At 61.3% G+C, this 24,088-nt stretch carries 23 protein-coding genes; 15 read left to right on the top strand and 8 right to left on the bottom strand.

Annotated features, from left to right (window positions below):
- The first annotated feature begins 399 nt into the window (after positions 1-399).
- The gene (locus AC3WLT_RS26510; RefSeq protein WP_492594648.1) at positions 400-2,262 is read left to right on the top strand and encodes a tannase/feruloyl esterase family alpha/beta hydrolase; all 1,863 of its coding nucleotides are present in this window, start codon (positions 400-402) and stop codon (positions 2,260-2,262) included.
- Between the two features lie 276 nt (positions 2,263-2,538).
- Here the strand turns inward: AC3WLT_RS26510 and AC3WLT_RS26515 are convergent, their stop codons facing one another.
- Positions 2,539-3,507 carry a LacI family DNA-binding transcriptional regulator gene (locus tag AC3WLT_RS26515; protein WP_492594671.1) on the bottom strand — a complete coding sequence of 323 codons (969 nt, stop codon included), beginning with the start codon at positions 3,505-3,507 and terminating at the stop codon, positions 2,539-2,541.
- A 352-nt stretch (positions 3,508-3,859) separates the two neighbouring features.
- On the opposite strand from AC3WLT_RS26515, the gene AC3WLT_RS26520 reads away from it, so the two are divergent.
- From AC3WLT_RS26520 to AC3WLT_RS26550, 7 genes are all read left to right on the top strand, one after another.
- Positions 3,860-5,407, top strand: a complete 1,548-nt coding sequence (locus AC3WLT_RS26520) for a UxaA family hydrolase (protein WP_492594649.1) — start codon at positions 3,860-3,862, stop codon at positions 5,405-5,407.
- 60 nt (positions 5,408-5,467) lie between these two features.
- Complete coding sequence (locus AC3WLT_RS26525) at positions 5,468-6,811, top strand: MFS transporter (protein WP_492594650.1); 1,344 nt, start codon at positions 5,468-5,470, stop codon at positions 6,809-6,811.
- Positions 6,780-7,574, top strand: coding sequence for a 4-hydroxy-2-oxoheptanedioate aldolase (gene hpaI / locus AC3WLT_RS26530; protein WP_492594651.1), 795 nt, complete (start codon positions 6,780-6,782; stop codon positions 7,572-7,574). Before AC3WLT_RS26525 ends, hpaI begins: the two co-directional genes overlap by 32 nt.
- Before the next feature lie 270 nt (positions 7,575-7,844).
- Positions 7,845-8,573 (top strand): PIG-L deacetylase family protein, encoded by a 729-nt coding sequence (locus AC3WLT_RS26535; protein ID WP_492594652.1) that lies wholly within the window; start codon positions 7,845-7,847, stop codon positions 8,571-8,573.
- Positions 8,570-9,265: a 4-carboxy-4-hydroxy-2-oxoadipate aldolase/oxaloacetate decarboxylase gene (locus AC3WLT_RS26540; protein ID WP_492594653.1), complete on the top strand. Its 696-nt coding sequence runs from the start codon at positions 8,570-8,572 to the stop codon at positions 9,263-9,265. The genes AC3WLT_RS26535 and AC3WLT_RS26540 overlap by 4 nt, the downstream gene beginning before the upstream one ends.
- A gap of 13 nt (positions 9,266-9,278) precedes the next feature.
- The gene (locus AC3WLT_RS26545; protein WP_492594654.1) at positions 9,279-10,385 is read left to right on the top strand and encodes a 4-oxalomesaconate tautomerase; all 1,107 of its coding nucleotides are present in this window, start codon (positions 9,279-9,281) and stop codon (positions 10,383-10,385) included.
- Entirely contained in the window at positions 10,382-10,531 is a 150-nt protein-coding gene (locus AC3WLT_RS26550) for a hypothetical protein (protein ID WP_492594655.1), read from the top strand. The genes AC3WLT_RS26545 and AC3WLT_RS26550 overlap by 4 nt, the downstream gene beginning before the upstream one ends.
- On the opposite strand, the gene AC3WLT_RS26555 is transcribed toward AC3WLT_RS26550, so the two are convergent.
- The gene (locus AC3WLT_RS26555; RefSeq protein WP_492594656.1) at positions 10,512-11,759 is read right to left on the bottom strand and encodes a LysR family transcriptional regulator; all 1,248 of its coding nucleotides are present in this window, start codon (positions 11,757-11,759) and stop codon (positions 10,512-10,514) included. The two genes, AC3WLT_RS26550 and AC3WLT_RS26555, sit on opposite strands and share 20 nt — an antisense overlap.
- Before the next feature lie 54 nt (positions 11,760-11,813).
- On the bottom strand, positions 11,814-12,515 hold the full coding sequence (locus AC3WLT_RS26560) for a GntR family transcriptional regulator (protein ID WP_492594657.1): 702 nt from the start codon (positions 12,513-12,515) through the stop codon (positions 11,814-11,816).
- Between the two features lie 390 nt (positions 12,516-12,905).
- Here AC3WLT_RS26560 and AC3WLT_RS26565 point away from each other — a divergent pair, with 390 nt between their 5' ends.
- The 4 genes from AC3WLT_RS26565 to AC3WLT_RS26580 all read left to right on the top strand — a co-directional run bounded on the left by AC3WLT_RS26565 (position 12,906) and on the right by AC3WLT_RS26580 (position 16,207).
- Complete coding sequence (locus tag AC3WLT_RS26565; protein WP_492594658.1) at positions 12,906-13,751, top strand: gallate dioxygenase; 846 nt, start codon at positions 12,906-12,908, stop codon at positions 13,749-13,751.
- On the top strand, positions 13,748-14,107 hold the full coding sequence (locus AC3WLT_RS26570) for a protocatechuate 3,4-dioxygenase (RefSeq protein WP_492594659.1): 360 nt from the start codon (positions 13,748-13,750) through the stop codon (positions 14,105-14,107). The genes AC3WLT_RS26565 and AC3WLT_RS26570 overlap by 4 nt, the downstream gene beginning before the upstream one ends.
- Positions 14,108-14,231: 124 nt before the next feature.
- On the top strand, positions 14,232-15,575 hold the full coding sequence (locus tag AC3WLT_RS26575) for an MFS transporter (RefSeq protein ID WP_492594660.1): 1,344 nt from the start codon (positions 14,232-14,234) through the stop codon (positions 15,573-15,575).
- 89 nt (positions 15,576-15,664) lie between these two features.
- Complete coding sequence (locus tag AC3WLT_RS26580) at positions 15,665-16,207, top strand: hypothetical protein (RefSeq protein WP_492594661.1); 543 nt, start codon at positions 15,665-15,667, stop codon at positions 16,205-16,207.
- A 139-nt stretch (positions 16,208-16,346) separates the two neighbouring features.
- Here AC3WLT_RS26580 and AC3WLT_RS26585 read toward each other — a convergent pair whose 3' ends face one another.
- The gene (locus tag AC3WLT_RS26585) at positions 16,347-17,378 is read right to left on the bottom strand and encodes a LacI family DNA-binding transcriptional regulator (protein ID WP_492594662.1); all 1,032 of its coding nucleotides are present in this window, start codon (positions 17,376-17,378) and stop codon (positions 16,347-16,349) included.
- Positions 17,379-17,918: 540 nt separating this feature from the next.
- Between AC3WLT_RS26585 and AC3WLT_RS26590 the strand changes: the two genes are divergently transcribed.
- The 3 genes from AC3WLT_RS26590 to AC3WLT_RS26600 are packed head-to-tail and all read left to right on the top strand — an operon-like array spanning position 17,919 to position 21,774.
- Positions 17,919-18,644 (top strand): gluconate 2-dehydrogenase subunit 3 family protein, encoded by a 726-nt coding sequence (locus AC3WLT_RS26590; RefSeq protein WP_492594663.1) that lies wholly within the window; start codon positions 17,919-17,921, stop codon positions 18,642-18,644.
- 45 nt (positions 18,645-18,689) lie between these two features.
- Complete coding sequence (locus AC3WLT_RS26595) at positions 18,690-20,462, top strand: GMC family oxidoreductase (protein WP_492594664.1); 1,773 nt, start codon at positions 18,690-18,692, stop codon at positions 20,460-20,462.
- Between the two features lie 10 nt (positions 20,463-20,472).
- The gene (locus AC3WLT_RS26600) at positions 20,473-21,774 is read left to right on the top strand and encodes a cytochrome c (RefSeq protein WP_492594665.1); all 1,302 of its coding nucleotides are present in this window, start codon (positions 20,473-20,475) and stop codon (positions 21,772-21,774) included.
- A 552-nt stretch (positions 21,775-22,326) separates the two neighbouring features.
- Here AC3WLT_RS26600 and AC3WLT_RS26605 read toward each other — a convergent pair.
- The 4 genes from AC3WLT_RS26605 to AC3WLT_RS26620 all read right to left on the bottom strand — a co-directional run.
- Complete coding sequence (locus tag AC3WLT_RS26605) at positions 22,327-22,827, bottom strand: P-loop NTPase family protein (protein WP_492594666.1); 501 nt, start codon at positions 22,825-22,827, stop codon at positions 22,327-22,329.
- Positions 22,828-22,836: 9 nt separating this feature from the next.
- The gene (locus AC3WLT_RS26610) at positions 22,837-23,322 is read right to left on the bottom strand and encodes an NUDIX domain-containing protein (RefSeq protein WP_492594667.1); all 486 of its coding nucleotides are present in this window, start codon (positions 23,320-23,322) and stop codon (positions 22,837-22,839) included.
- A 240-nt stretch (positions 23,323-23,562) separates the two neighbouring features.
- A complete protein-coding gene (locus tag AC3WLT_RS26615; protein WP_492594668.1) occupies positions 23,563-23,844 on the bottom strand; it encodes a hypothetical protein in 282 nt (93 codons plus the stop codon).
- A partial coding sequence (locus tag AC3WLT_RS26620) for a hypothetical protein (RefSeq protein WP_492594669.1) occupies positions 23,845-24,088 on the bottom strand: 244 nt, incomplete at its 5' end.

Below are 24,088 nucleotides of genomic sequence, written 5' to 3' on the forward strand. Positions count from 1 at the left end.
CGAAGATTGACCAATCCAATCTGTTTTTCTTATCGCCCGGAAGAGCTGCGCCTGTGAAAGCGCAGCCGGGTTTGCCGCGACGGAACATGAGCCGTCTCCCGGCGGCGCGTCGTTTAGCTCATTGATTTTCAAGCGATTTCGGATCGAGCAAGAATTTGAACTTTCGTTCATTTTCTTTGGAGCTCATCGAAACATTCGGGTTGCTAATTTTCTCCTGCCTTCAGTCGACACTTTCGCTCCTTCTTTCGCGTGCGCCAGCCACCTATATTGGTACGCGCGCATCGAGGCCGCTTCCGGTGTGCTTTTAGCTATCCCGCTGCCAACGGCCGCTGACAGCGCTCGCCCAGCGGCTAATCGACGAAGACCGACGAAAACCGACGAAAACGACAGGAGGCAAAGATGCCTGTACTCTGCAATGCAGGATGGGTGACACAAGGTTTGCTGATAGCGACTGGAATCTTGAGAAACATGAGGTTCCTTCAACAGGGCGCCGCCCGCCGATTGTTGGCCGCGCTCGCCGGGGCCGCCGCTCTGATCGCGATGATGGCCTGGCCGCTCGGCGCAAGCGCCGCCACCGGACTGGCGAACCTTCCGGCGGTCATGCCTGCCATGGATTGCTCCGCCGTGGCGAGCCTCGACCTGAGCGGGGTGACCGATGGTACGGTCACCATCACATCCGCAACGGTGCTCCCCGCGGGGACGACCGTGGGCAATAACAAGCTTCCGGCGGCCGTTTGCGATGTGAAGGGTACGATGGGTCCAGGCGCCTCGCTTTTCGAGTTGCAGCTGCCGACCCAAGGCTGGACGCAGCGCTACCTGCAGACTGGTTGCGGCGGCCTTTGCGGCAACCTGTCCGTCAATGCGCCCATGGCCTCGACGTGTGTGCCCGTGACTAACGGGCAGATCGCGATGGCCGCGACCGACATGGGGCATGAAGGGGCTAACGACGGCTCATGGGCACTCAATCCCCAGGCAAAGATTGATTTCGCCTATCGTGCGGAGCATGCAACGTCGCAGGTGGCCAAGGCGATCATCAACAAGTTTTACGCCCGGCCCGCGAAGTATTCGTACTTCGACGGTTGCTCCGATGGTGGCCGCGAGGCGTTGATGGAAGCGCAACGCTATCCGGATGACTTTGACGGCATTGCTGCGGGCGCCCCTGCCAACGACCTGCTCGTGCAGAACACGTTCCATCACGCCTGGCCAGCGCATGTGAACGTCGATCCGACAACCGGGAAGTACATCCTGCTGTCGAGCAAGCTGCCGCTGATCCACGCAGCCGTATTGAAGGCGTGCGATAGCATCGATGGCGTCACCGACGGGGTAATCGACGACCCGCATGCGTGCCGCTTCGAACCGGCTACGCTGCTTTGTGCGAAAGGACAGGCCGCATCGACCTGCCTCTCGCCGGCGGAGGTGGCTGTCGTACGCCAGATACATGATGGTGCGACCGATGCCAACGGCATCCACCTCGAGCAGCCGATCTCCCGGGAGTGGGGCTCGGAGCTGAACTGGTCGCTGTTCGTGCCGGCGACGGATGCCGGGCCGAGCGGCACCATCAACTTCGTTATGCCGTTCTTGCGCTACCTCGACTACTTCAACGGCTCCAACCCCACCGCCACGATTGGCGACCTGAAGTTCACGATCGATTCCTTCATGAAAACCGTGCAGACTTCGAACTATCAGGCTGCTACCGATCCCGATCTGAGCTCGTTCGCTCGCCGTGGCGGCAAGCTGATCCTGTGGCATGGCCTCGAAGACCAGCACATCACGCCCGAGGGGACGATCGAGTACTACGAGCAAATGAAGGCCGTCATGGGTAGCGACAAGGTCGACCAGTTCACGACGTTCTACCTGTTCCCCGGCGTCGCCCACTGCGGTGGCGGAAACGGGCCGAACACGTTCGACATCCTGAGCTCGGCGATGGCGTGGGTCGAGAGCGGCGTGAAGCCGGGCGAGATCGTCGCTTCGATCGTAGACGCAAACCGTCAGACGACGCGGACTCGCCCCGTGTTCCCGTATCCGGCAGTGGCTCGCTATACGGGCTCCGGCAGCACGGACGACGCAGCAAACTTTGTCTCGTACACGCCGCCGGCGAAAGGCGCGCGCATCAAGCCGCACTGGGTGGGTGAATGGCTCTACTCGCCGGGTTATGAGGCCTCGTGCCAGGTCCAGGGATCGCAGTTGATCTGCACGGGCGGCAACAACTGGAGCAGCTACCGCCAGAGCCTGAGCCGCTGGGACGATAACCTTAGTCAGTAAGGCAACCTTCGCTGAGCTGACCTGGCGCTCCTGTTACCCGTTACCCGTCCTTCTTGCGAGGCGGCGGGTAGCAGGAGCCTCATGCAGGAGCCTCATGCGAGCGCTGCTACGTTGGGGCGACGGGTCAATACAGCGAGTAGCGGGAATACGTTTCTATCGGAATGATCGCTTGCGCGGGAACGGTTTGACCTTCGCGTGCGGATTTCAAATGCTCGCCGGCCGCGCGAACTTTGCCTGAATGGCCTGCGGTTGTCAGCCTTGGCGCCCAGGCGGCTATCAGGCGCTGTCGCGCTCGACCAGCGTGAAGCCGACGTCGACGATACGTGGCCTTTCGTCGCCGCCTTCAATCTTTTCAACCAGCATGGACGCCGCGAGTTTGCCGATTCGGGTGCCGTCGATCCGGATGGTGGTGAGGGGCGGGTCCGTGTCCGGCGCGAAGTTCTGGTCGCCGTAACCGATTACCCGCAGTTGCTGCGGGACCGCCAGGCCCCGGCTTCGGGCCTCCATCAGCAAGCCCAGGGCAAGGATGTCGGCGCCGCAGAACACAGCGTCGATGTCGGGGTGCTGATCGAGCAGGGCGCTCAACGCTCGCTTGCCGTCGCCCAGACTGGCGGGCGATTCGACCGATATGACGGGAATCCCCGTTGCGGGACCGAACGCCTTCACGAATGCCTGGGCGCGCGTTTGCGCGCGGCGATCGCTCGGGCTCACCACGGCCGGCCGTTGCGCGCCACGTGTTTGCAGATAGCGTGCGGCGGCCTTGCCGACCTTCTGATGAGAAAAACCAACCAGCATGTCGAGCGGCGCCCGCGTGATGTCCCACGTTTCGACGACGGGAATGCCTGAAGCCTGAAGCTTTTGCCTGGCATGTTCCGAGTGAATCACGCCGGTCAGCACGATGCCTGCGGGGCGCCTGCCCACGATGGCGTCGAGCAGCGCGTCTTCACGCGATTCGTCGTAGCCGCTCTGGCCGATCAGCAATTGATAACCCGCGGCGGCCAGCTCGTTAGTCAGCGCCGCCACGGTTTCCTGGAAGATGCTTCCCGCCATAGCCGGAATCAGCGCGACGATCAGGCGGCTGCGATTCGAAGCCAGGGACCCCGCGATCAGATCCGGCGTGTAACCCGTTTGCCGCACCGCCTCGCGTACGCGTTCGAGCGTGTCGACCGAGACGAGTTCGGGTGTGTTCAACGCTCGCGAGACCGTGACCTTCGTGACGCCCACCAGCGCCGCCAGATCGCTCAGCGTGACGCGGCCAGTGCTTTTGCGGGCGCGGCGGGAGGCGGCGCGCTCTGCTGGCGTGCTGAAGTCTATCCGGGTCTTCTTCACAAGAAATTTTCTGTCGAATTAAAAAGGTGGCTGGCAATTATCGCAAAAGCATACTACGATAGCAGCGATGTTACCGGTTACATAAACCGGTAACATACGTAGCATCGACACGCTAACATCAACATTGAGACACCGCTTGCCAGTATCGTGGCAAGCGGCAGGTGACGGCTGCGGACGTTCGGGTTGGACGTTCGCTTGGACGTTCGGGTGGACGTTCGGGTGGACGTTCGGGTAGACGTTCATCACGCAGCCACGGGGGACGGAGAGGATGTTGCAGGCAAACACGGCTTTCACGGGCCCGCTGATCAGGCTCAACGAGGCGGACAACGTGCTGATCGCGCGCGAGGCGCTGTCTATCGGCCAGTTACTGCAGTTTGACGGCGCCACGGTCCGCATGCGGGCGCAGGTTGCGCCGGGTCACAAGGTCGCCGTCACCCGCATCCTGCGGGGCCAGCCCATTCGCAAGTACGACACGGTGATTGGGCGGGCGTCGCGCGATATCGAAGCGGGCGAGCACGTTCATGCTCACAATATCGAACTGATCGATTTCGAGCGCGATCCGGGTTTTTGCCAGGACGTTCGCCCTGTCGACTACGTGCGCGAAGCCGATCGCGCAACCTTCGCCGGCATCGTGCGTCCGGACGGACGCGTCGCCACGCGCAACTTCATCGGCATCCTCGCCTCCGTCAATTGCTCCGCGACAGTCATCAAGCACATCGCCGCATGGTTCACGCCCGAGCGTCTCGCACGCTACCCGAATGTCGACGGCGTGGTGGCGTTCGCGCAAACGAGCGGCTGCGGCATGTCCTCGCCGAGCGAGCATTTCGACGTTTTGCGGCGTACGCTGGCCGGTTACGCGCGGCATCCGAATCTCGCCGGCGTGCTGGTGGTCGGCCTTGGTTGCGAACGCAACCAGGTGGCGGACCTGCTGGAATCGCAGGGGCTCGCGACCGGCAAGACGATGCACGCGCTCGTGATGCAGAACGAAGGCGGCACCCGCGCGACGATCGAGGCAGGCGTGGCGGCCATCGAGCAGATGCTGCCGGCGGCGAACGACATCGAGCGGCGCCGCGTATCGGCGAGCCATCTGAAGATCGGTCTGGAATGCGGCGGTTCTGACGGCTTTTCCGGCATCACGGCCAATCCCGCACTCGGTGCGGCGATGGATCTGCTGGTGCGCCATGGCGGCACCGCGATCCTCTCGGAGACGCCGGAGATTCACGGGGTCGAATACATGCTGACGCGCCGCGCGGTGACGCCCGAAGTCGGGCAGAAGCTGCTCGACCGGCTCGCCTGGTGGGAACGCTACACGCATGGGCACAATGGGCAGTTCAACGGCGTGGTCGGTCCGGGCAACCAGCAGGGCGGCCTCGCGAATATTTTCGAAAAGTCGCTGGGGTCCGCGATGAAAGGCGGCACCACGCCGCTCCAGGCCGTCTACGAATACGCCGAACCGATCGACCGCGCGGGTTTCGTCTTCATGGATTCGCCCGGCTACGATCCGGTTGCGGTGACCGGTCAGATCGCGAGCGGCGCCAACCTGATCTGCTTCACGACTGGACGCGGCTCCATGTTCGGCTCGAAGCCTGCGCCGACCATCAAGCTCGCCAGCAATACGCCGATGTTCAGGCGGCTGGGCGAGGACATGGATATCAACTGCGGACTTATCCTTGACGGCGAGCGCTCGGTGCAGGAGATGGGGCAGGACATCTTCGAGCACATTCTGCGCACCGCCTCGGGCGAACGGACAAAGAGCGAATTGCTGGGCCTGGGAGATCACGAGTTCGTACCGTGGCATATGGGTATCGTGAGCTGACGCCTCGAAGCGTCGCACGATCCGCAACCGGAAGTGCCAATACAAAACAGGAGACAAGACATGCAAGGCGACCCGCAACGGGAGTCACGATCGAAGGTGCGCTGGCTGGTGGCCGGCCTCATGTGGGCGGCGATCGCGATCAACTATATCGACCGCACCGTGCTGTCCGCCGCGGCGCCGCACATTCAGACGGAGTTTCATCTGAGCGCGATGGAAATGGGCATCGTGATGTCGGCGTTCTTCTGGTCGTATGCGCTGCTTCAATTGCCGGCGGGCATGCTGGCCGACCGGTTCGGCCAGAAGAAGGTGCTTGGCTTCGCGGTATTCTGGTGGTCGCTGGCGACCGCTGCCACCGGGCTCGCCAGCAGCCTCAAGTCGCTTGTCGCACTGCGTGTCGCGCTCGGCATCGGCGAAGCGGGCGCTTATCCGAGCAACGCCGGTATCGCCTCCAGATGGTTTCCGAAGAAGGAGCGTGCGACGGTCGCGGGCATTTTCGACAGCGGCTCGAAGCTCGGTGGCGCGATTGCATTGCCGTTGATCGCGTACCTGCTCGCGACCTTCGACTGGAAAATCACCTTTGCGATTACCGGTTCGCTGGGTCTTGTCTGGTGCGTCGTATGGCAGTTCACATTCAAGGACTCGCCTGCCGATCACAAGCGGGTCAACGCGGCGGAACTCGCTCATATCCGCGACGGGCGGCGCTCGTCGCACGCCGATACCCGCAAGCCGAAAGCCTGCTGGAAGAAGTTATTCGCTCATCGAAACATCTGGGCGATGTGCATCGGCTTCTTCATGATCAACTACAACTCGTACTTCTTCATCACGTGGCTGCCCACCTACCTGGTCAAGGAGCGCGGCATGAGCCTGATGGAGATGGGCTTCATGGCATCGCTGCCGCTCGTGATATCGATGTTCGTCGAAGTGCTGGCGGGATGGGCGTCCGACCGCGTCTACAGCTCCGGCAAGCTTTCGCTCACCGCCACCCGCAAGCTCTTTCTCGTCATCGGTCTGGTCATGGCATCGAGCATCGGTCTCGCGGCCTTTGCGCAATCCGCGGTCATGGCGGTGGTGCTGCTCTGTATCGCCAAGTCGGGCACGACCGTCGCCGCGTCCCAGGTGTGGGCGCTGCCTGCCGATGTCGCGCCGCGGAACATGGTGTCGATGGTCGCGGGCACCCAGAACATGGTGTCGAACATGGGCGGCGTGGTTGGTCCGGTGGTGACGGGCGCGATTGTCGGCGCGACGGGATCGTTTATCCCCGCGCTGGTTTTCTCATCGGTGCTGATCGCGATCGCCATTCTCAACTACGTGTTTCTGCTTGGCAAAGTGGAACCCATCCAGTTCGAAGACAAACCTGTGGAGTTCGAGAACCATGATCAGCGCAACGCGGACGTCAGTGCTTAATCCGTTCAAATCCGCTCTTGCCGCCCGGCGCCGCCGGATCGGCTTCTGGCTTTCCATGGCTGACGCTTACCTGGCCGAAGTGAGCGCGACCGCCGGTTTCGACTGGCTTCTGATCGACAGCGAACACGCGCCGAACGACCTGCGCAGCATCCTCGCGCAATTGCAGGCGGTGGCGCCTTACGGAGCGGAGGCCGTGGTGCGCCCGGTCAATGGCGATCCGGCCTTGATCAAGCGCCTGCTCGACATCGGCGCCCGCACGCTGCTGGTGCCGATGATCGACACCGCAGAGCAGGCGAGCGCGGTCGTGTCCGCCGTGCGCTATCCGCCGCATGGCATTCGTGGTGTGGGCAGCGCGGTGGGCCGCGCCTCGCGCTGGAGCGCGCGGACCGATTATCTGGAGGTCGCCGACAGCGAAATCTGCGTGCTCGTGCAGGCGGAGACCGTGACCGCGTTGGAGAATCTCGAGTCGATCTGCGCGGTCGAGGGCGTGGACGGCGTGTTCATCGGACCGGCCGATCTGGCGGCATCGATGGGCTATCGCGGCAAGCCTGGGCATCCGGAAGTTCAGCGGGCGATCGATGCCGCCATGCGCACTATTGTCGAGTCGGGCAAAGCCGCCGGCACGTTGACCTCGGACCCCGCGCTGGCGCGACATTACCTCGAACTGGGCTGCACATTCGTTGCCACGGGCGTCGACATCCTGATGTTCGCCAATGCGGCGCGCAAGCTGGCTCAGGAATTTGCCGTACCGCAGGCTGAATAAGCGACTCACGCCAACGCCTGGATTTCGTCCAGGTCATTCATGACTAGCTGCATCGGCACGGACGGGGACGCCGGCTTTGCGCAACAGGGCGGGAAACATGGGCGGGTTTTTGGGCACTGTCAGCCGGGCGGCGCTTGTCCTGTCAAAACTGTCTGCACAGCGCGGCCGATAAACAGATTAGATGGAGTTGCAGGCTGCTTTAGGTGCTTCCATCGTTCCTTCGAATCCTACAATGACGCCTGTCACATAGCGAATATTGGTGGGTCGGAAATGGCAGACAAGGCAATGCTGGTGGTCAGTGCGCACAGCGCCGACTTCGTGTGGCGTGCAGGTGGCGCGATCGCACTACACAAACAGAATGGATACCGTGCGAAGGTCGTGTGTCTTTCGTTCGGCGAGCGCGGCGAGTCGGCCAAGCTTTGGCGCAAGGGCGAAATGACGATCGAGAAGGTCAAGGCGGCGCGCAGGGAAGAGGCCGAGCGGGCTGCGGATATCCTCGGCGCGGAAGTCGAATTCTTCGACCTCGGGGATTACCCGTTGCGCGTATCGGACGATGCGTTGATGCGGCTTGTCGATGTTTACCGCGAGTTGCAGCCGGCTTTCGTATTGAGCCATTCGCAGAAAGACCCATACAACTTCGATCATCCGCTCGCCATGCATGTCGCGCAGGAAGCGCGGATCATCGCGCAGGCTGAAGGCCACAACCCCGGGCAAAAGATTGTCGGTGCGCCGCCCGTCTATGCGTTCGAGCCGCATCAGACCGAGCAGTGCGAATGGATGCCGAACACGTTCCTCGATATCACCGAGGTATGGGAGATCAAGCGCCGCGCGATCGAGTGCATGGCGGGCCAGGAGCACTTGTGGGAGTACTACACGCGCGTCGCCTTGCAGCGCGGCGTGCAGGCCAAGCGCAACATCGGCATCACCGCGGTGCGCGACATCAAGTATGCGGAAGGCTATCAGCGTGTCACACCGACTGTTACCGGAGGTCTGGCATGAAACGGGGCATCGTGGTGACAGATATCCAGCGCGCCGATGCGCGCGATGCGGCCGTGCTGCAGCATGCGGGCGCCGCAACCGTACACGAGGCGCAGAGCCGCCTGGGCCTGCTCGCTTCTTACATGAGGCCGATCTATTCGGGCCCTGCAATTGCGGGTTCGGCGGTCACCGTGCTCGTGCCGCCGTCGGACAACTGGATGCTGCACGTCGCCGTCGAGCAATGCCGCGAGGGAGACGTTCTGGTCGTGGCGCCGACTTCGCCGTGCGAGGACGGTTATTTCGGCGATCTGCTCGCCACCTCGCTTGCTGCACGCGGCGTGCGTGGCTTGATCATCGACGCAGGCTGCCGTGACGTCGCCTCGCTCAAGGAAATGAAATTCCCTGTCTGGTCGAAGGCGGTGTCCGCGCAAGGTACGGTGAAAGAAACACTCGGCTCGGTCAATGTCCCGGTAGTGTGCGCGCAGCAGATCGTGCATCCCGGCGATGTCATCGTCGCGGATGACGATGGCATCGTAGTCGTTCCGCTCGGCACGGTCGCGCGCGTGGCGCAGGCATCGCAGGCGCGCATGGCGAAGGAAGAGAAGACGCGTTCGGTGCTTGCCGGCGGCACGCTCGGACTGGATTACTACGCGATGCGCGAGAAGCTCGCGGAAAAGGGCCTGCGCTACGTCGCCTCGGCCGAGGACCTTTGACGGAGGCACGGCGATGTCCAGTCGCACACAAACGCGCATCCCGTGCATGATGATGCGCGGCGGCACGTCAAAGGGCGCATATTTTCTGGCGTCGGATTTGCCGGCCGATCAGGCAGAACGCGAGCGCGTTCTGCTCGCCGTGATGGGTTCGCCGGACCCGCGTCAGATCGACGGTATCGGCGGCGCGGATCCGTTGACGAGCAAGGTGGCGATCATCTCGCCCTCCACACGCGAAGACGCCGACGTCGACTACCTGTTTGCACAAGTTGTGGTGAACGAAGCGCGGGTCGATTTCGGTCAAAACTGCGGCAACATTCTCGCGGGTGTGGGTCCGTTTGCAATCGAGCGCGGCCTCGTCGAAGTGCAGGGCGACAGCACACGAGTCGCGATTCACATGGTGAACACCGGCCAGATTGCGGTCGCTACCGTTCGCACGCCGGGCGGCCGCGTCACCTATGAAGGCGATGCGCGCATCGACGGCGTGCCGGGTCTGGCCTCGCCGATTCCGCTCGAGTTCAGGGACACGGCCGGTTCCACGTGCGGCGCGCTGCTGCCTACCGGCCGTCTTCGAGATACCGTCGACGGCGTCGACGTGACGTGCATCGACAACGGCATGCCGCTCGTGCTGATTCGGGCGCGCGATCTGCTGCGCACCGGCTACGAAACGCGCGAGCAACTGGACGCGGATGAAGCTCTGAAGGCGCGCATCGAAAAGATCAGGCTCGCGGTGGGACCGATGATGAATCTCGGCGACGTGAGGGCGCGCACGGTCCCGAAGATGTGTCTTGTCGCCGAGCCTCGCCATGGCGGAACGATCTGTACACGCAGCTTTATCCCGCATCGCTGCCATGCATCGATCGGCGTACTCGGCGCGGTGAGCGTCGCCACCGCGGCGGTGCTGCCGGGAACGGTCTGTGACGGCATCGCCGATGTGGACAGCGATGGAACGCGAAAGCGCGTGTCGGTCGAACATCCGACTGGCGAGTTCACGGTGGAGCTTGCGCTCGGCGGCGACCCGGACCAACCCGAGGTGCTGAGCGCGGCGCTGTTGCGCACGGCAAGGTGGCTCTTCGATGGGGCGGTTGGCATCCCGTCGTCGGTGTGGCAGGAGCGGGCATGAGCGCAATGAAGCGGGTCGCGCTCGACCGGGTCGCGTTCGTTGGGTTCGGCGAGGCGGGCGGGATTCTCGGCTCGGCGCTTGCCGCCAAAGGCGTACAGGTATCGATGTACGAAACGTGCGCGGCGCCTAATTGGCGGCAAGACTGATCGTACGCGCGACGTCCACAACCGACAGACGGATCGCGTCGATCAACGCACGTGCCGCGGGCGACGGGGTGCCGGCCGCGCGCATGGTCAGGCCTATGTCGCGCCGGGTATTGTGCAGCTTGACGTCGAGCACCTCCAGCTGACCCGACTGAACCTCATAGTGCAACTGCTGGCCTGACAGCGCGGCGACCATGTCTGTGCCGAGCAGCAAGCCGCGAATCACCGCGAGGTCCGCGGTCTCGACCGTCGGCATTGGCGGCTTCACTTTCATCCGCTTGAACTGCGCTTCGAACAGCGCACGAGCCGGCGCGTTGCTGCGCGGCAAGATCCATTGCGCGTTGCGCATGTCCATGACCGTCAGATCACGCTCGCGAGTGAGCGGATGATCGCGGCGAACCAGAACCACCATATCTTCCGACATCAGGCGCTCGTTCCTCAGGCCGCTGGCGGCGTCATTGTCGCGCAGCGCGCCAAGAATGAAATCGATATCGCCTGCTCGCAGCCCCGCAACCAGCGCCTCGTAGGCGCTCTCGTCGGTGACGACCCGCACGCCCGGATTTTGCGTGGTCATCCGCGCAATCGCTCTGGGCAGGATCAGCGTGCGCCCGAGCGGCAACGCGCCGACGGTCACCGCCCCCTGGATCTTGCCGTGCAAGGCGGCGATATCGTCGGGCACATGCCGTAACTCGTTCAACGCGCGGCGCACGTGAAGCAGAAACGTTTCGCCTTCGGTCGTGAGCAGAATGCCGCGCGGGCTGCGATGGAACAGACTCAGGCCGGAGCCGCTTTCCAGCACGCGAATCGCGGTGCTCACGGCCGGCTGACTGATGCCGAAGGTCTTCGCCGCACTCGGCATGTGCCGATGACGCGCCAGCGCGGTGAACAACTGGAGCCGCCGGGTGTTGAGCAGATAGGCCGGTAGAGAGCCTTCTACTGCCGGCCGCCGGCGCGCCTGTTTTGCGGAGCACCACTGCGCGAGTTCTTCCAGTTCGGCGAAGATCCGCTCGCAGCGCTGAAGTACGGCGCGGCCAACCGCTGTCGGCAGCATGCCCGAGGGACTGCGGTCGAAGAGCGGCTCGCCGAGTGCCGACTCCAGTTCCTGCACGGAACGTGTCACGGCCGACTGGGCACGGAACAGCGCCGCGGCCGCACGTGTCGCGCTGCCCATATCGGCGACGAGTCGAAACGCGCGCAGTTGCGCCAGGTTCAGAAGTTCTTTGCTGCTCACGGATGGGACGCTCTGGCTAGCGGACGGTTGTTGAAGAGGTGGCCTGTGCTGTCGTCATGCCTCGCCTGCGATCAGATGCAACGCCGGCAGCGACAGATTCAGGCTTTCTTTCGATATTTGCGTATGTTCTTTCATCAACGCTTCCACGCGCGCGCCTTCACCTTTTTTCAGCGCGTCGGTGATCGCATGATGCTGGCGATGTGCATACATGAGCATCATGAACTGGCGTTCCCTCGCGGATTCGTCGAAGGCGATCGTGAACGGGGAGACAAATGGAATCTTGTCGTTCAGGCTCAAGGCGGCGCTGACCGCCGTGTTCTGGGCAGCCTCGACGATGAGCGCGTGAAAGCGCCCATTCATCGCCGCATATCGCACGTCGTCGCCTTTCTTCAGATGCCCCGCGTTGAAGATATCGTCGCCTGCCCGCAGGCAGTCCTCCAGGGAAGCCGCCAACGCCGCACCCACCCCGCCTTCCGCGACCGAACGGGCGGCGAGTCCTTCGAGCACGCCGCGCACGTCGATGGCGTTGAGCACATCCCTGACGCTGAAGCGCCGCACGACATAGCCGCGCCCGCCCGATCTGTCGAGCAGCCCTTCCGCGGACAGCACGCTCAACGCATAGCGCAACGGCGTGCGCGACACGCCGAGCCATTGTGCGAGCTGCACTTCCACCAGGCGCTGTCCGGGTGACAGTTCGCCCGCAAGAATCTTCTCGCGTAACGTCTGAACAATCGCCTGCTGGGTGGTCTCGTTCATGGGTATGTACTCATTCGACGCTATCCAGTATAACGATGCGCCAACCGTCGCACCACGCTTGCAAACCGGCTTGCGACTTCGTTTCAGCGCCATCTGTTTTGTTTATGGCATATCAATGAGCGGTTGAGTGGAATCGAAGGCGGCACGCATGCTCGGGATACCGGGTGTGCTTGATGCGATGGGGCTCGCAGCGGCCGCTGGAGCGTCTGGGTGGCAGCAATCAGGCACCTTGCAAGCTATTTCTCGCGACCGCATGTGGTTTACCCGCACTTCCCGGAAACCCATGCAATTTATATCTTTGTATCCCAAGATGGTTGCGATGGCTGCCTCCCCGGTAGCGGCGACCTATCCGATTGGCGTGCAGCATGAAGTAACGGAAGACAACGGGATATGGCAAGAATCATTGGTGGGATCGGCACGTCGCACGTGCCGACGATCGGCATGGCGTACGACAAGGGCAAGCAGAACGATCCCGCATGGGCGCCGCTCTTTATCGGCTACGAGCCGGTCGCCAGGTGGCTCGCCGAGCGTAAGCCGGACGTGATGGTGATGTTCTATAACGATCATGCCAACAGCTTCTTCTTCGATTGCTATCCGACGTTCGCGCTGGGTGTTTCCGCCAGTCACGAGTTCGCGGACGAGGGCGCGGGCAAGCGTCCGCTGCCGGACATCGCCGGGCATCCCGATCTCGCTATCCACATTGCGGAGCAGCTCGTCGCCGACGAGTTCGACCTCACGATCTTCCAGGACCGTCCTCTCGACCACGGCTGCAACTCGCCGCTGTCGCTGATGCTGCCGCATGATGGCGGCTGGCCGGTGTCGCTCGTGCCGATGGAAGTCAACGTGCTGCAGTATCCGCTGCCCACGGCGAACCGCTGCTACCGCCTCGGTCAGGCGCTGCGCCGCGCGATCGAGTCGTTCGAGCAGGATCTGGACGTCGTGGTGGTCGGCACAGGCGGCCTCTCTCACCAGGTCCACGGAGAGCGAAGCGGCTTCAACAATACCGAATGGGACATAGAGTTCCTCGATCTGATCGTCCATGAGCCGCAGCGTCTTGCGGCGATGAAGCACGTCGACTACGTGCGGCTCGGCGGCGCCGAGAGCGTCGAGACGATCATGTGGCTGGCGATGCGCGGTGCGCTGGGGCCGAAGGTCCGCGAACTGCATCGCAACTACTACCTTGCGACGAGTACCGCGATGGCGGTGACGATCTACGAAGACGAGGTGGCGCAATGAATCCGCAACTGGTCGGCATCGAGGCATTGACGGGCACTTATCCGTTCGATATTCGCCAGAGCATGAAGGCGATGCGTCTGAACCGTTTCTTCTGGCAGATGCGCGAAGCGCAGGCTCGCACGCTCTGGCTGGAAAACCGCGCAGCCGCGTACGACGCTGCCGGTCTGACGGCAGAGGAACGCGCGCTCGTCGACAACACGGACTGGATTGGCCTGATTCGCTATGGCGTGTGCTTCTTCGTCCTCGAGAAATTTGCGCGGGTGGTGAAGATCACCAACCTGGGGATGTACGCGAGCATGCGAGGCGAAACGCTCGAAGCGTTCCTGAAGACGCGCAGGGTGCCCGAAGCGGTCTGACCGCGCTCGTTCCCTGTGCCGCATCCGTTTGGCGGCTCTTTTTATTTAGATACCGTTCGATACCAATAAGACCCCGGATTCGACAGAAATCCGGGGCGGGAAACTATTTTCTCCGGAGACACGCATGAAATCTGCAGACTCAGTCGACATCAAGGCGTTCATCGACGCACGAAAGATGTCGGCGTACCAGTGGCTCGTCCTCGTTCTATGTTTTCTGATCGTGATGATGGATGGGCTGGACACGGCCGTGATGGGCTTTGTGGCGCCTGTCATCATGCACGACTGGAACGTCAGCCGGGCAGCCTTCGGTCCTGTCATGAGCGCCGCCATGGTCGGACTGGCGATCGGCGCGCTGGCCGCCGGGCCGATCGCCGACCGCATCGGACGCAAGAAGGTGCTGATCGCTTCCGTGTTCTGCTTCGGCCTCTTCAGCCTGATCTGCGCCTATGCCGAGTCACCCATCCAGCTCGTCGCACTGCGCTTCCTGACGGGACTTGGATTGGGCGCCGCAATGCCGAACTCGACGACGCTTCTGTCCGAGTACGTCCCGTCGCGCAGCCGCTCCCTGCTGCTCACCATCATGTTCACCGGTTTCAATTTCGGCTCGGGCGCCGGCGGTTTCGTGGCGGCTTCGCTGATCCCGCACTTCGGCTGGCGCGCGGTGTTCATGTTCGGCGGCATCCTGCCGATCCTGAGCGTTCCGTTGCTGCTGTGGCTGTTGCCTGAGTCCGCGCGTCTGATGCTGGTGCGCAAGATGGCGGCCGAACGCATCGCGGCCACGCTGGGACGGGTATGCGGATACGCCTTTGGGCACGACACGCGATTCACCGCACCCGAGCCTGTGATCGCCGCGAAGGCGCCCGTGCGGATGCTGTTCGCGGACGGATACGCGCTCGGCACGCTGATGCTGTGGCTCACGTACTTCATGGGCCTTCTGATCATCTATCTGCTGACCGGCTGGCTGCCCACGCTGATCAAGGACGCGGGCTTGCCGGTCGAACGCGCCGCCGCGATTACCGGGATGTTCCAGCTGGGCGGGACGGTGGGAGCAGTTGCCGTCGGCTTTGCGATGGACCGGATGGATCGCAACTCGGTGATCGGTGCGGCGTATCTGCTTGGCGGCGTGTTCATCTTTGCGCTGGGCATGGGGACGCTCAAGTCGAACCTGCTTCCGGTTCTCGTCACGTGTGCCGGGTTCTTCATGAGCGGCGCGCAGACCGGACTCAATGCACTCGCGCCGACCTGTTATCCGACCCGCGCCCGTGCAACCGGTGTGAGCTGGATGCTCGGGTTCGGCCGGCTCGGCGGCATTCTGGGTTCGCTAGTCGGCGGCGCGTTGCTGTCGCTGGGCTTCAGTTTCGCGACGGTCTTCTCCGTGCTCGCCGTGCCTGCCGTCATCGCGGCCGTGGCCATCGTCATGAATCGGCTTGCGCTGCGCTTCATTACCAGTCCCGTGGCCGATGCCTGAGCGGCTCTGCAGCAGCAGTCTTATGGCAGGAGACGGGGACTGTCGGCGTCACGACGCCCGTCATATGACGCGTTTCAAGGAGAGCAGACATGAGTGGCAATTTCAGCGTGAGCGGAACTGAGCTCAACAAACCTACGGCGTCCAGCGTGTCGGACTGGCCGAGCCGCAACGCGGTGATCCGTGCGGGGGTGATCGGCGGGCTGGTCGGCGCCGTGATCATCTGGATTTACGAAGCCCTGATCTGGGTCGGGGCGCAGCATTTGATGCCGTTGGCGGGTATTCCGCGCAACGCGACGGGTCTGGTGTTCGGCAAGCAGGTGCAGGAGTCGATCGGTATCTGGGCTTATGTGGTCGGCACGGGCATTCACTTGGTGTTCGCGATTGCGTGGGGCGTTCTGTTTGCGACGATCTGGCCTTACTTTCGCCGACGCGGCTACGAAGCGACGTTTGTGGCGTTGTTTTACGCGGTGCTGGCGTGGATCGTGATGCATGTGGCGATCATGATCGCCTCCGACAATCACCCCAATTATTACGATCCGGCCGTGATCATCGGCGGCTTCATGTCCCACTTCTTCTTCACCGTTCCGCTCGCCTTGACGGTGAAGCGAATGCTGCAGCCTCGGGGGGAATAGTACGGAGAACGCGATGCGCGTTTCGCAACACGGATGAATAAAGAATTTTTTGGTCGTCGCGACGACCGTCAAGGATGGGAAGATGCTCCTTGCGCGTGACGTAATATCACGAGTGCGTCCAAGAATGCGCGCGAAGCTGTCAAGAACCCTCAGGAGGCGGTGGCACAGCTGAACTACGAAGTACCAGTTTCACAGGTAGGACGACGTGCGTAACTCGTTGCCCTGCTTCGAACGCGAGCGCCTGAAGTGCAGCAACGGCCGACCGGGCCTGCTTCTCGGTGTCTTGCCTGATGGTCGAAAGGGAATACGTCTCGCTCGCGGCGGCTGGCACATCGTCGAAACCAATGATGGAGACGTCTTCCGGCACTCGCAAACCCAAACCGCGCAACCGGTCCATCGCCCCAAGAGCAATCGCGTCGTTCGACGCAAAAATTGCTGTCGGCTTCCGTCTTCCGCTCATAAGACTATCTACTCCATGGCGGCCGGTTGCTGCATCGTGAGCGCCGGCGAAAACGACAGAAGTAAGCCCTGCTGCTTCCATCGCGGCGCGATAGGCGTCAGTCCGCTCCTTTGCTGAGATTTCGGATGTACCTGCGATGTGCGCGATACGACGATGTCCCAACCCAATCAGATGCTGCACAGCCTGCGTCACCCCTCCCTCGTCATCGATGTCGACCGTCGAGACATTCCGGAAGCGCACGCTTTTACCCAGGTAGACGCACGGAAGTTTCTTCGCCATCGGAAGAATTGATTTGGGCTCACGCGGCTTACTGATGAGAATAATGCCCGCCGCGCGCAGCCCCATCATACGGTCGATTTCACTCAGCGCGAGCTTGTCGTCAAGTGCACGCAACGAGACGATAGAGTCGAGTCCGACTCTTGCTAGCTCTCTGTCGATTGCCTGTGCAAGCTGAATGTGAAAGGGATTTTGCGGCTCGCCAATGATGAGGCCTACCGTCCTCGAATCGGCAGACACAAGATTTCGCGCAGCGAGGTTCGGGCGATAACCCAGTGCTTGCGCAACTTCCTGCACATGTGCGCGGGTCTGGGGCTTGACACCGGGGTCACCGCGAAGCGCACGTGAGACCTGAGCGCGTGACATGCCCGCTTCCCGCGCTACGTCTTCCAGAGTCGCAAACTTCCTTGCAACATCGCGCTTGTCCGATACCAATCTTCACCTCAATATTTAACAAATACTCGTGCTCAATATTCAACAAATACTCGTGGCCTCGAATGCAGCAGCGCCAGCAGTCGTTTGATTCTATCCGGCTTCGCCAAGAATCGAAAAAGTCTGTTGGGACGCGTCAGATTGACACGTGGCATATTTGAACTTAACCTTCGCCGTCGATGGGTAAACCCTCAGGTGCCCTGAAGACGCAGGGATACATGGTTCGAACGCTCGAGCCATTTTTATTTTGCCAAAATGGGAGCGTTCTCATTTGATCTCAGTAAAAACAGCCGCCGCCATGCCGTCAGTCTTCGCTGCCTCCACCCGTACTACTCCACGTTACCGCGCAACCTCGTCGCCGTAAGCAGCCAGCGCCCGGCTGGCCCTGTAGTCAAAGGGACGTAAGAAGCCTCGCGTCCGTCGCCAGCTCGTTGCCCGTTAGCACGCATGCCCACCATAGTACCGCCCGCCTATCAGGCAGGCTTCTGCACGCCCTCGCATTTTGCGAATTCACCCGTGACTGCCGACCATAGAGAGACCCACATGCAACGTCGAAGCGTACTGAAAGCCGGCCTCGCACTGATTGCCACCACCACTGCCGCAGCAATCTATCGTCCGGTGGGCGCGGCATCCCGCGTCCTTCTGGGCGGGACGAAGTGGCTTGCCAAAGAGACCCCTCCGCCCGTCCCGGTGGACATCAGCAAACGGGTGTTCTTCAAAGAACAGGAAGCCTCCCTCGTCGCTGCGATTTTTGACCGATTGATTCCCGCCGACGAAGTCAGCATCAGTGCGTCCGAAGCGGGCTGCGTGGGGTTTATCGACCATCAACTGGCTGGCGACTACGGTCGTGGCGAGTGGAAATACAAGCTGGGCCCATATCGAAACGGGACCGCATCGCAGGGTGACCAAAGCCCCCTCACTCCGGCCGAATGCTACCGCGAGGGCCTCGCAGAAATTGAGGCCGTTTGCGAGCGTCGTTTCGGAAAGCAGTTTGAGGCGCTCACGCATGCGCAACAGGATGCGTTCCTCGAAGAAATGGAGGCGGGCAAGCTGCAACTGGCGTCGGTGGACAGTGGCGTGCTCTTCAAGCAGTTCCTTGCAAACGTGCAGGAAGGCTTCCTTGCGGACCCCATCTACGGCGGCAACAAGGACATGGTGGGCTGGAAGATGATTGGCTTCCCCGGCGCGCGGTACGACTACCGCGACTACGCCGAGATGAAAGGCAAGAAACTGGACATTGAGCCGGTCAGCATCGCCGGCCGCATCTAACCCCGACTCAGAGAAACGTCTCCACAACAGGATATAGGGATTCTAATGAATTACACACGACCGAAGGCGGACGCGGTCATCGTCGGCCTTGGATGGACAGGCTCGCTGATGGCAGAAGAACTGACTCGAGCGGGCCTCAACGTCGTCGCCATTGAGCGCGGTGCATGGGAACAGACTCACACCAACTTTTCTCCGAACATTGCAGCAGACGAACTGCGTTACGGCGTGCGTCGCGAAGTGCTCAAGCCTCCGCGCGTCGAGACACTGACGTTCCGCAACAAGACGAGCGAAACCGCACTGCCCGGCCGCGACTGGAACATCTGGCAAATGGGCTATAGCGTTGGCGGTGCAGGCAAGCACTGGGCAGCCAACGCTTGGCGCTTCAATCCTTCCGACTTCGAAATGGCCACCCGCTGGAGGGAACGCTATCACAGCATGAAGCTCGCTGATGGCTTAATCGTGCAGGATTGGGGCGTCAGCTATAACGACCTGGAACCGCACTACGACCGCTGGGAAAAGATTGCCGGTATCGGCGGAAAGGCGGGCGTGCTCAATGGAAAGGTGAACGCGGGCGGAAATCCGTTCGAGGGTCCGCGCACGAGCGAGTACCCTACGCCCCCGCTCGTCCGCTCGCACTGGAACGACATGTTCCAGAAAACGACCGAGCGCATGGGATACCATCCGTTTCCCATTCCCGCTGGCACTATCGGCGCGCCGTACACCAACCCCCTCGGCATCAATCTCGCACCGTGCACGTACTGCGGATTCTGCGGCTTCTACGGTTGCGGCAACTGGTCGAAGTCATCGCCGAATGCCTGCGTGATTCCTGCGCTCACGATGCGCAAGAACTTCACGCTTTTGACCGAATGCACGGTACTGCGCGCGGAAAAGTCTAAAGATGGCAAGACCGCGACTGGTGTCACTTTCCTCGATTCCGACGGCAATACCGGTTTCCAGCCTGCCGACATCGTGGTGTTCTCTGCGTACCAACTCGACAACGTTCGTCTGCTTCTCCTGTCGCAAATGGGCACGCCGTATGACCCGGCAACGCGCACCGGTGTTGTGGGCCGTGCATACAACTATCAGACCATGTCATATGGCTTCCTGTATTTCGAGAACGAGCAGATGAACCCGTTCATCTCCACTGGCGCGCTCTCGACGCAGATTGACGACTTCAACGGCGACAACTTCGACCACACTGGCCTCGGCTTTCTCGGTGGCGCCGGCATCCAGGCACTGTCGGACCAGGGAACACCGATTGGCATGACCGACCGTGTCCCGCCCGGTACGAAACTGTGGGGCTCGGAGTGGAAGCGCGCATTCCAGAAGAGCTACCAGAACTACGGGAAGATTCAGGGCCAAGGTACGTCGTACGCCCACGTCGATTCGTATCTGTCGCTCGACCCGACCTACAAGGATGGAAACGGTCAACCACTTCTGCGCATGACCTTCGACTACAACGAGAACGACCGGCGCATGGCGCGCTTTGTTCGCGACCGCATCAACGATATCTGTCGCGAATCGGGCGCAAAGTCATGGGAAGCGGTCGCGTTCCCTGACCAGCCGAATTCCCCGTTCCGTGGCTATGACAGCTCGCACACCATTGGTGGAGCAGTCATGGGTCTTGACCCGGCGAGTTCGGTGCTCAACCGGTTCCAGCAGCATTGGGACGTGCATAACCTGTTTGTGTGCGGAGCGTCCTCGTATCCGAACAACGGAGGCTACAACCCCACCGGCACGCTCTCCGCGCTCACCCTCTGGACCGCCAAAGCGATTATCAACGACTACGTGCGCCAGCCCGGCTCGCTGATTCGCTAAGGACATGCCCATGAACAACACCATCAAAAAACTGGGGCTGTCGCTCGTCGGAATTGGCGTCGCGGCGGCTGTCGCGTATGCCGCTGGCGTGACCTATGACCTCCACAAGACCTACACGATGCCGGGCGCAGCGGATAGCGAGGTCGCGCCAACGCAAGCCGAAATCCAGCGCGGTCTGTACGTTGCTCGCGCTGCCGACTGCGCGGCGTGTCATACCGCGCAAGGGGGCAAGCCATTCGCAGGCGGCTACGCAATCGGAACACCATTCGGGAAAATCGATTCGTCCAACATCACGCCGGACAAGAACACTGGCATCGGTAGCTGGACCCTCGCTCAGTTCGACCGCGCCGTTCGTCACGGCAAGGGAACGCACGGCTATTTGTATCCGGCGATGCCCTATACGGCCTATTCGCGAATGACCGATGAGGACGTTCGCGACCTGTGGGCGTACATGCGTACCGTCGCCCCGGTGAACAACCGCGTCATCGAAGACCGCCTGCCGTTCCCGTTCAATCAGCGTTGGCTCATGGGAGGCTGGAATCTCCTGTTCTTCAAGCCCGAGGTATTCAAGCCGGACCCAACGAAGAGCGCTGACTACAACCGTGGCGCGTACCTTATCGAAGGCCCCGGTCACTGCGCCGCCTGCCATACGGTCAAAAACTTCCTCGGCGGTGATAGCGACCTCTTCCTGCAAGGTAGTGGTCTCGGCAGCTGGTACGCCCCGGACCTCACGCCAAACCCGCACGCGGGCATCGGAAACTGGAGCGAGGCAGACATTGCGGCCTATCTCAAGTCGGGTTCGAACGATAAGGCTGTTTCGACTGGTCCGATGACTGAGGCTGTCGAAAACTCGACTCAATACCTGACGGACGCCGACCTGCATGCAATCGCGGTCTACCTCAAGGGTCAAACGCCGAGCGCAACGACCGCACCCGCCCCGGTTTCAGCTGACGATTCCGAAATGAATCTCGGCAAGCGTGTCTACGAAAGCCAGTGCATTGCGTGCCACGTGTCGAATGGCAATGGCGTGCGCAAGATGATTCCTCCGTTTGCGGGCAGTCCCATCGTCAAGGCGTCTGACCCGGCAACGCTGCTTCACATGGTCCTCCTCGGCAGCGACGGACCGCAGACCGAGACGAATCCAACGGGGGCAGGCATGCCGCGCTTCGACTGGAAGCTCTCGGACGAGGAAGTCGCCGCTGTGCTCACTTATGTCCGCAACTCGTGGGGAAATGCCGCACCACGAGTTACCACGTCCGCTGCAGAGCAGGCGCGCGCCAAACTGGGCGCACAAGCCTGGATTGGCCACTAAGTAGCCATAGCGCATCCGCACATAGTTCCGCGCGGATGCGCCTTCAGTAGCATTCGCTCGCTACCTTCCGCGCGGCGTACCCGCGCCACTATTTTCCACCCAGCATCCTCGAACCGAGCATCCAGAACATCTCCATATAAGAGGAGCACCAGAAAAGCTTCTGTCTGAAATCCGCGGCCGGACCCGGCACCTGATTAACCGACAAGAAAGTATCCAGTAGGGCGACACGGCACCCCACGGCACAAAACATGCACGAAGTCGCCAGATCGTTACACACGATGACCATGCGCGAGACCAGTTCCGCGTGCGATGCCAGGCGTTCGCAAATGTGAGCCAAATAATCGCCTATGTGGTTCTGTTCGTTCAGCGCCGGCGTGACAATGAACAGCCTCGCCGCCTCATCGCTTGCGCGGGGCGTCCTCGAACCCCAGCCCATCCGATATGAAGTCTCCCGCCCTAGTCGAACCATTCACGTGAAATTCATCACGGTCCTCAGCCACAGAACAATGAGCGGCACATCAGGCGAGAGAGTATTCATATGTGGCAATAGCTTCAGCAAAGACCCATCGCGCGCATCGCTTTGACGCACGATGACGTGTCGTGGACGGAAACGACTTTCCTGGAGAGCGCCGCGTCTCCGGACAGAAATTCGCTGAGCTGCTTGTCGAAGCTATACGAGAACTTGACCAAGTGGACGGTGTTCCAGAAGGTCTCCTTGGGCAGCTTGCCCGTCATCGATGAACGAATGAAGCGCTTGATCAAGCGTATCGCTCTCAAGCCGAACGAAACCTCCACCTTCAAGATCAACGAACACTCGACGAGCAGCGGATACATCCGCTTGTCATACGCACCTTCGACGAACCAGCTGTCCTTCTCGATGATCTTTTCGATGGCCGCCGCCATCGACTCATCCGGGTTTTTCACAAACTCCGCCCCACTCAGGTCCCAATAGATGTCGTCGAATTCGTACGTGGCAACATTGAACTTGCGCGCCAATTCCCCGGAGATCGTCGATTTCCCTGCTCCCGACGGGCCTACGATGCAAACCTTCATGTTCCAGTCTCAGTTCACGTCGCCCAGATAGATCGACGTGCTCGCGGTGAATTGCTTCTCTGCAATCAGGCTGAGCAGGGCGGCGGGAAACAGCGGTGCGTTCTTCACGTCTTCCAGCTTGACCCACTGCGCCCCAACCTGGTCCCGGTCCGCATTGATCTCCAGGTTATGGAGGTTCGTGCCTTCGTCCGCCAGGGATGCAAGGAACATCAGTTCAATCTGGTGCGTATCACCATCGAATTCCGCGAACTCGTGATTTGCGCCGATATATTCCCGAATGAATACCAGCTTGCCGGGCTCAATCCGGAATGTGGTCTCCTCAAGACATTCCCGGACCAGCGTCTCCGACAGCTTCTCGCCGAACAGCTGGCCGCCGCCCGGCAGCGTGTACCACTCATCCGAATCCGACTTGTAGCGAATCAACAGGAGATGATCTTGGTGGATGATAATGGCCTTGGCGGACACACGAATATTCAGCTCACTTTTTTGATTCACGAACAACGCTCCTGTAAAAAGGGGCTTTTGAATAAGGCACATAACGCACCGGGACGCCACTCAGCTCCAGCGCGCGCGGCGCGGTGAAAGCCGTGCCACCAGGCCTGCTGAAATTTCTGACTGAACAATCCCGCGTCCCCGCGTTCCTCAAGCCCGATCGATGAAACATGCGGCGGGGACATGATCATGACCACGAGGTCAGGGGCAACGCGTTCACCCGCGTAGAACGCTCGCTGGATTTCATGGAAGCTCGCCTCGAAGAACTCCAAGGTACTGTGTGAATCGCGCCACTGGCGCGAGCGCTCCGTCTGCCCAACGCGGAACGATGTTCATCAAGGCAGCTTCGCTCAGCACGCACTCGATCCGTTTTGCCTGTGCCTTCGATGCTTCCAGCACCGGTTCGATAAACATCAGATAGTGATGGATCGCACGGCCGTCCACCAGCCTCGCCGATGCAAGGTGGATTGCCGTGGGCTCGCCAAACAGCGCGCTCTTGTCGACGTGATCAGCAACGCATCCCATTCAAGCCTCCGAATGCTCGCGCATGAAGTGTTTCAGCATGGGCAAGAAGAAATCATGTCCACCGATCAGCGCGAATTCTGTGTCAAAAAAGGGGAGGCCACTGAAAGCTGAATTCAATGGGTTCGCCACCGGAACTTGGATGGGTCTCGAAATGCGTCCAGTATTCCGCCTCTTTTGAATTTTGAGTGGGTAGGTTTGGCGGGTCAAGGACGGGCGTAAGCCCGGCGTAGCGAATCCTTGAGGC

Source organism: Paraburkholderia sp. FW306-2-2C-D06C (assembly GCF_058781505.1).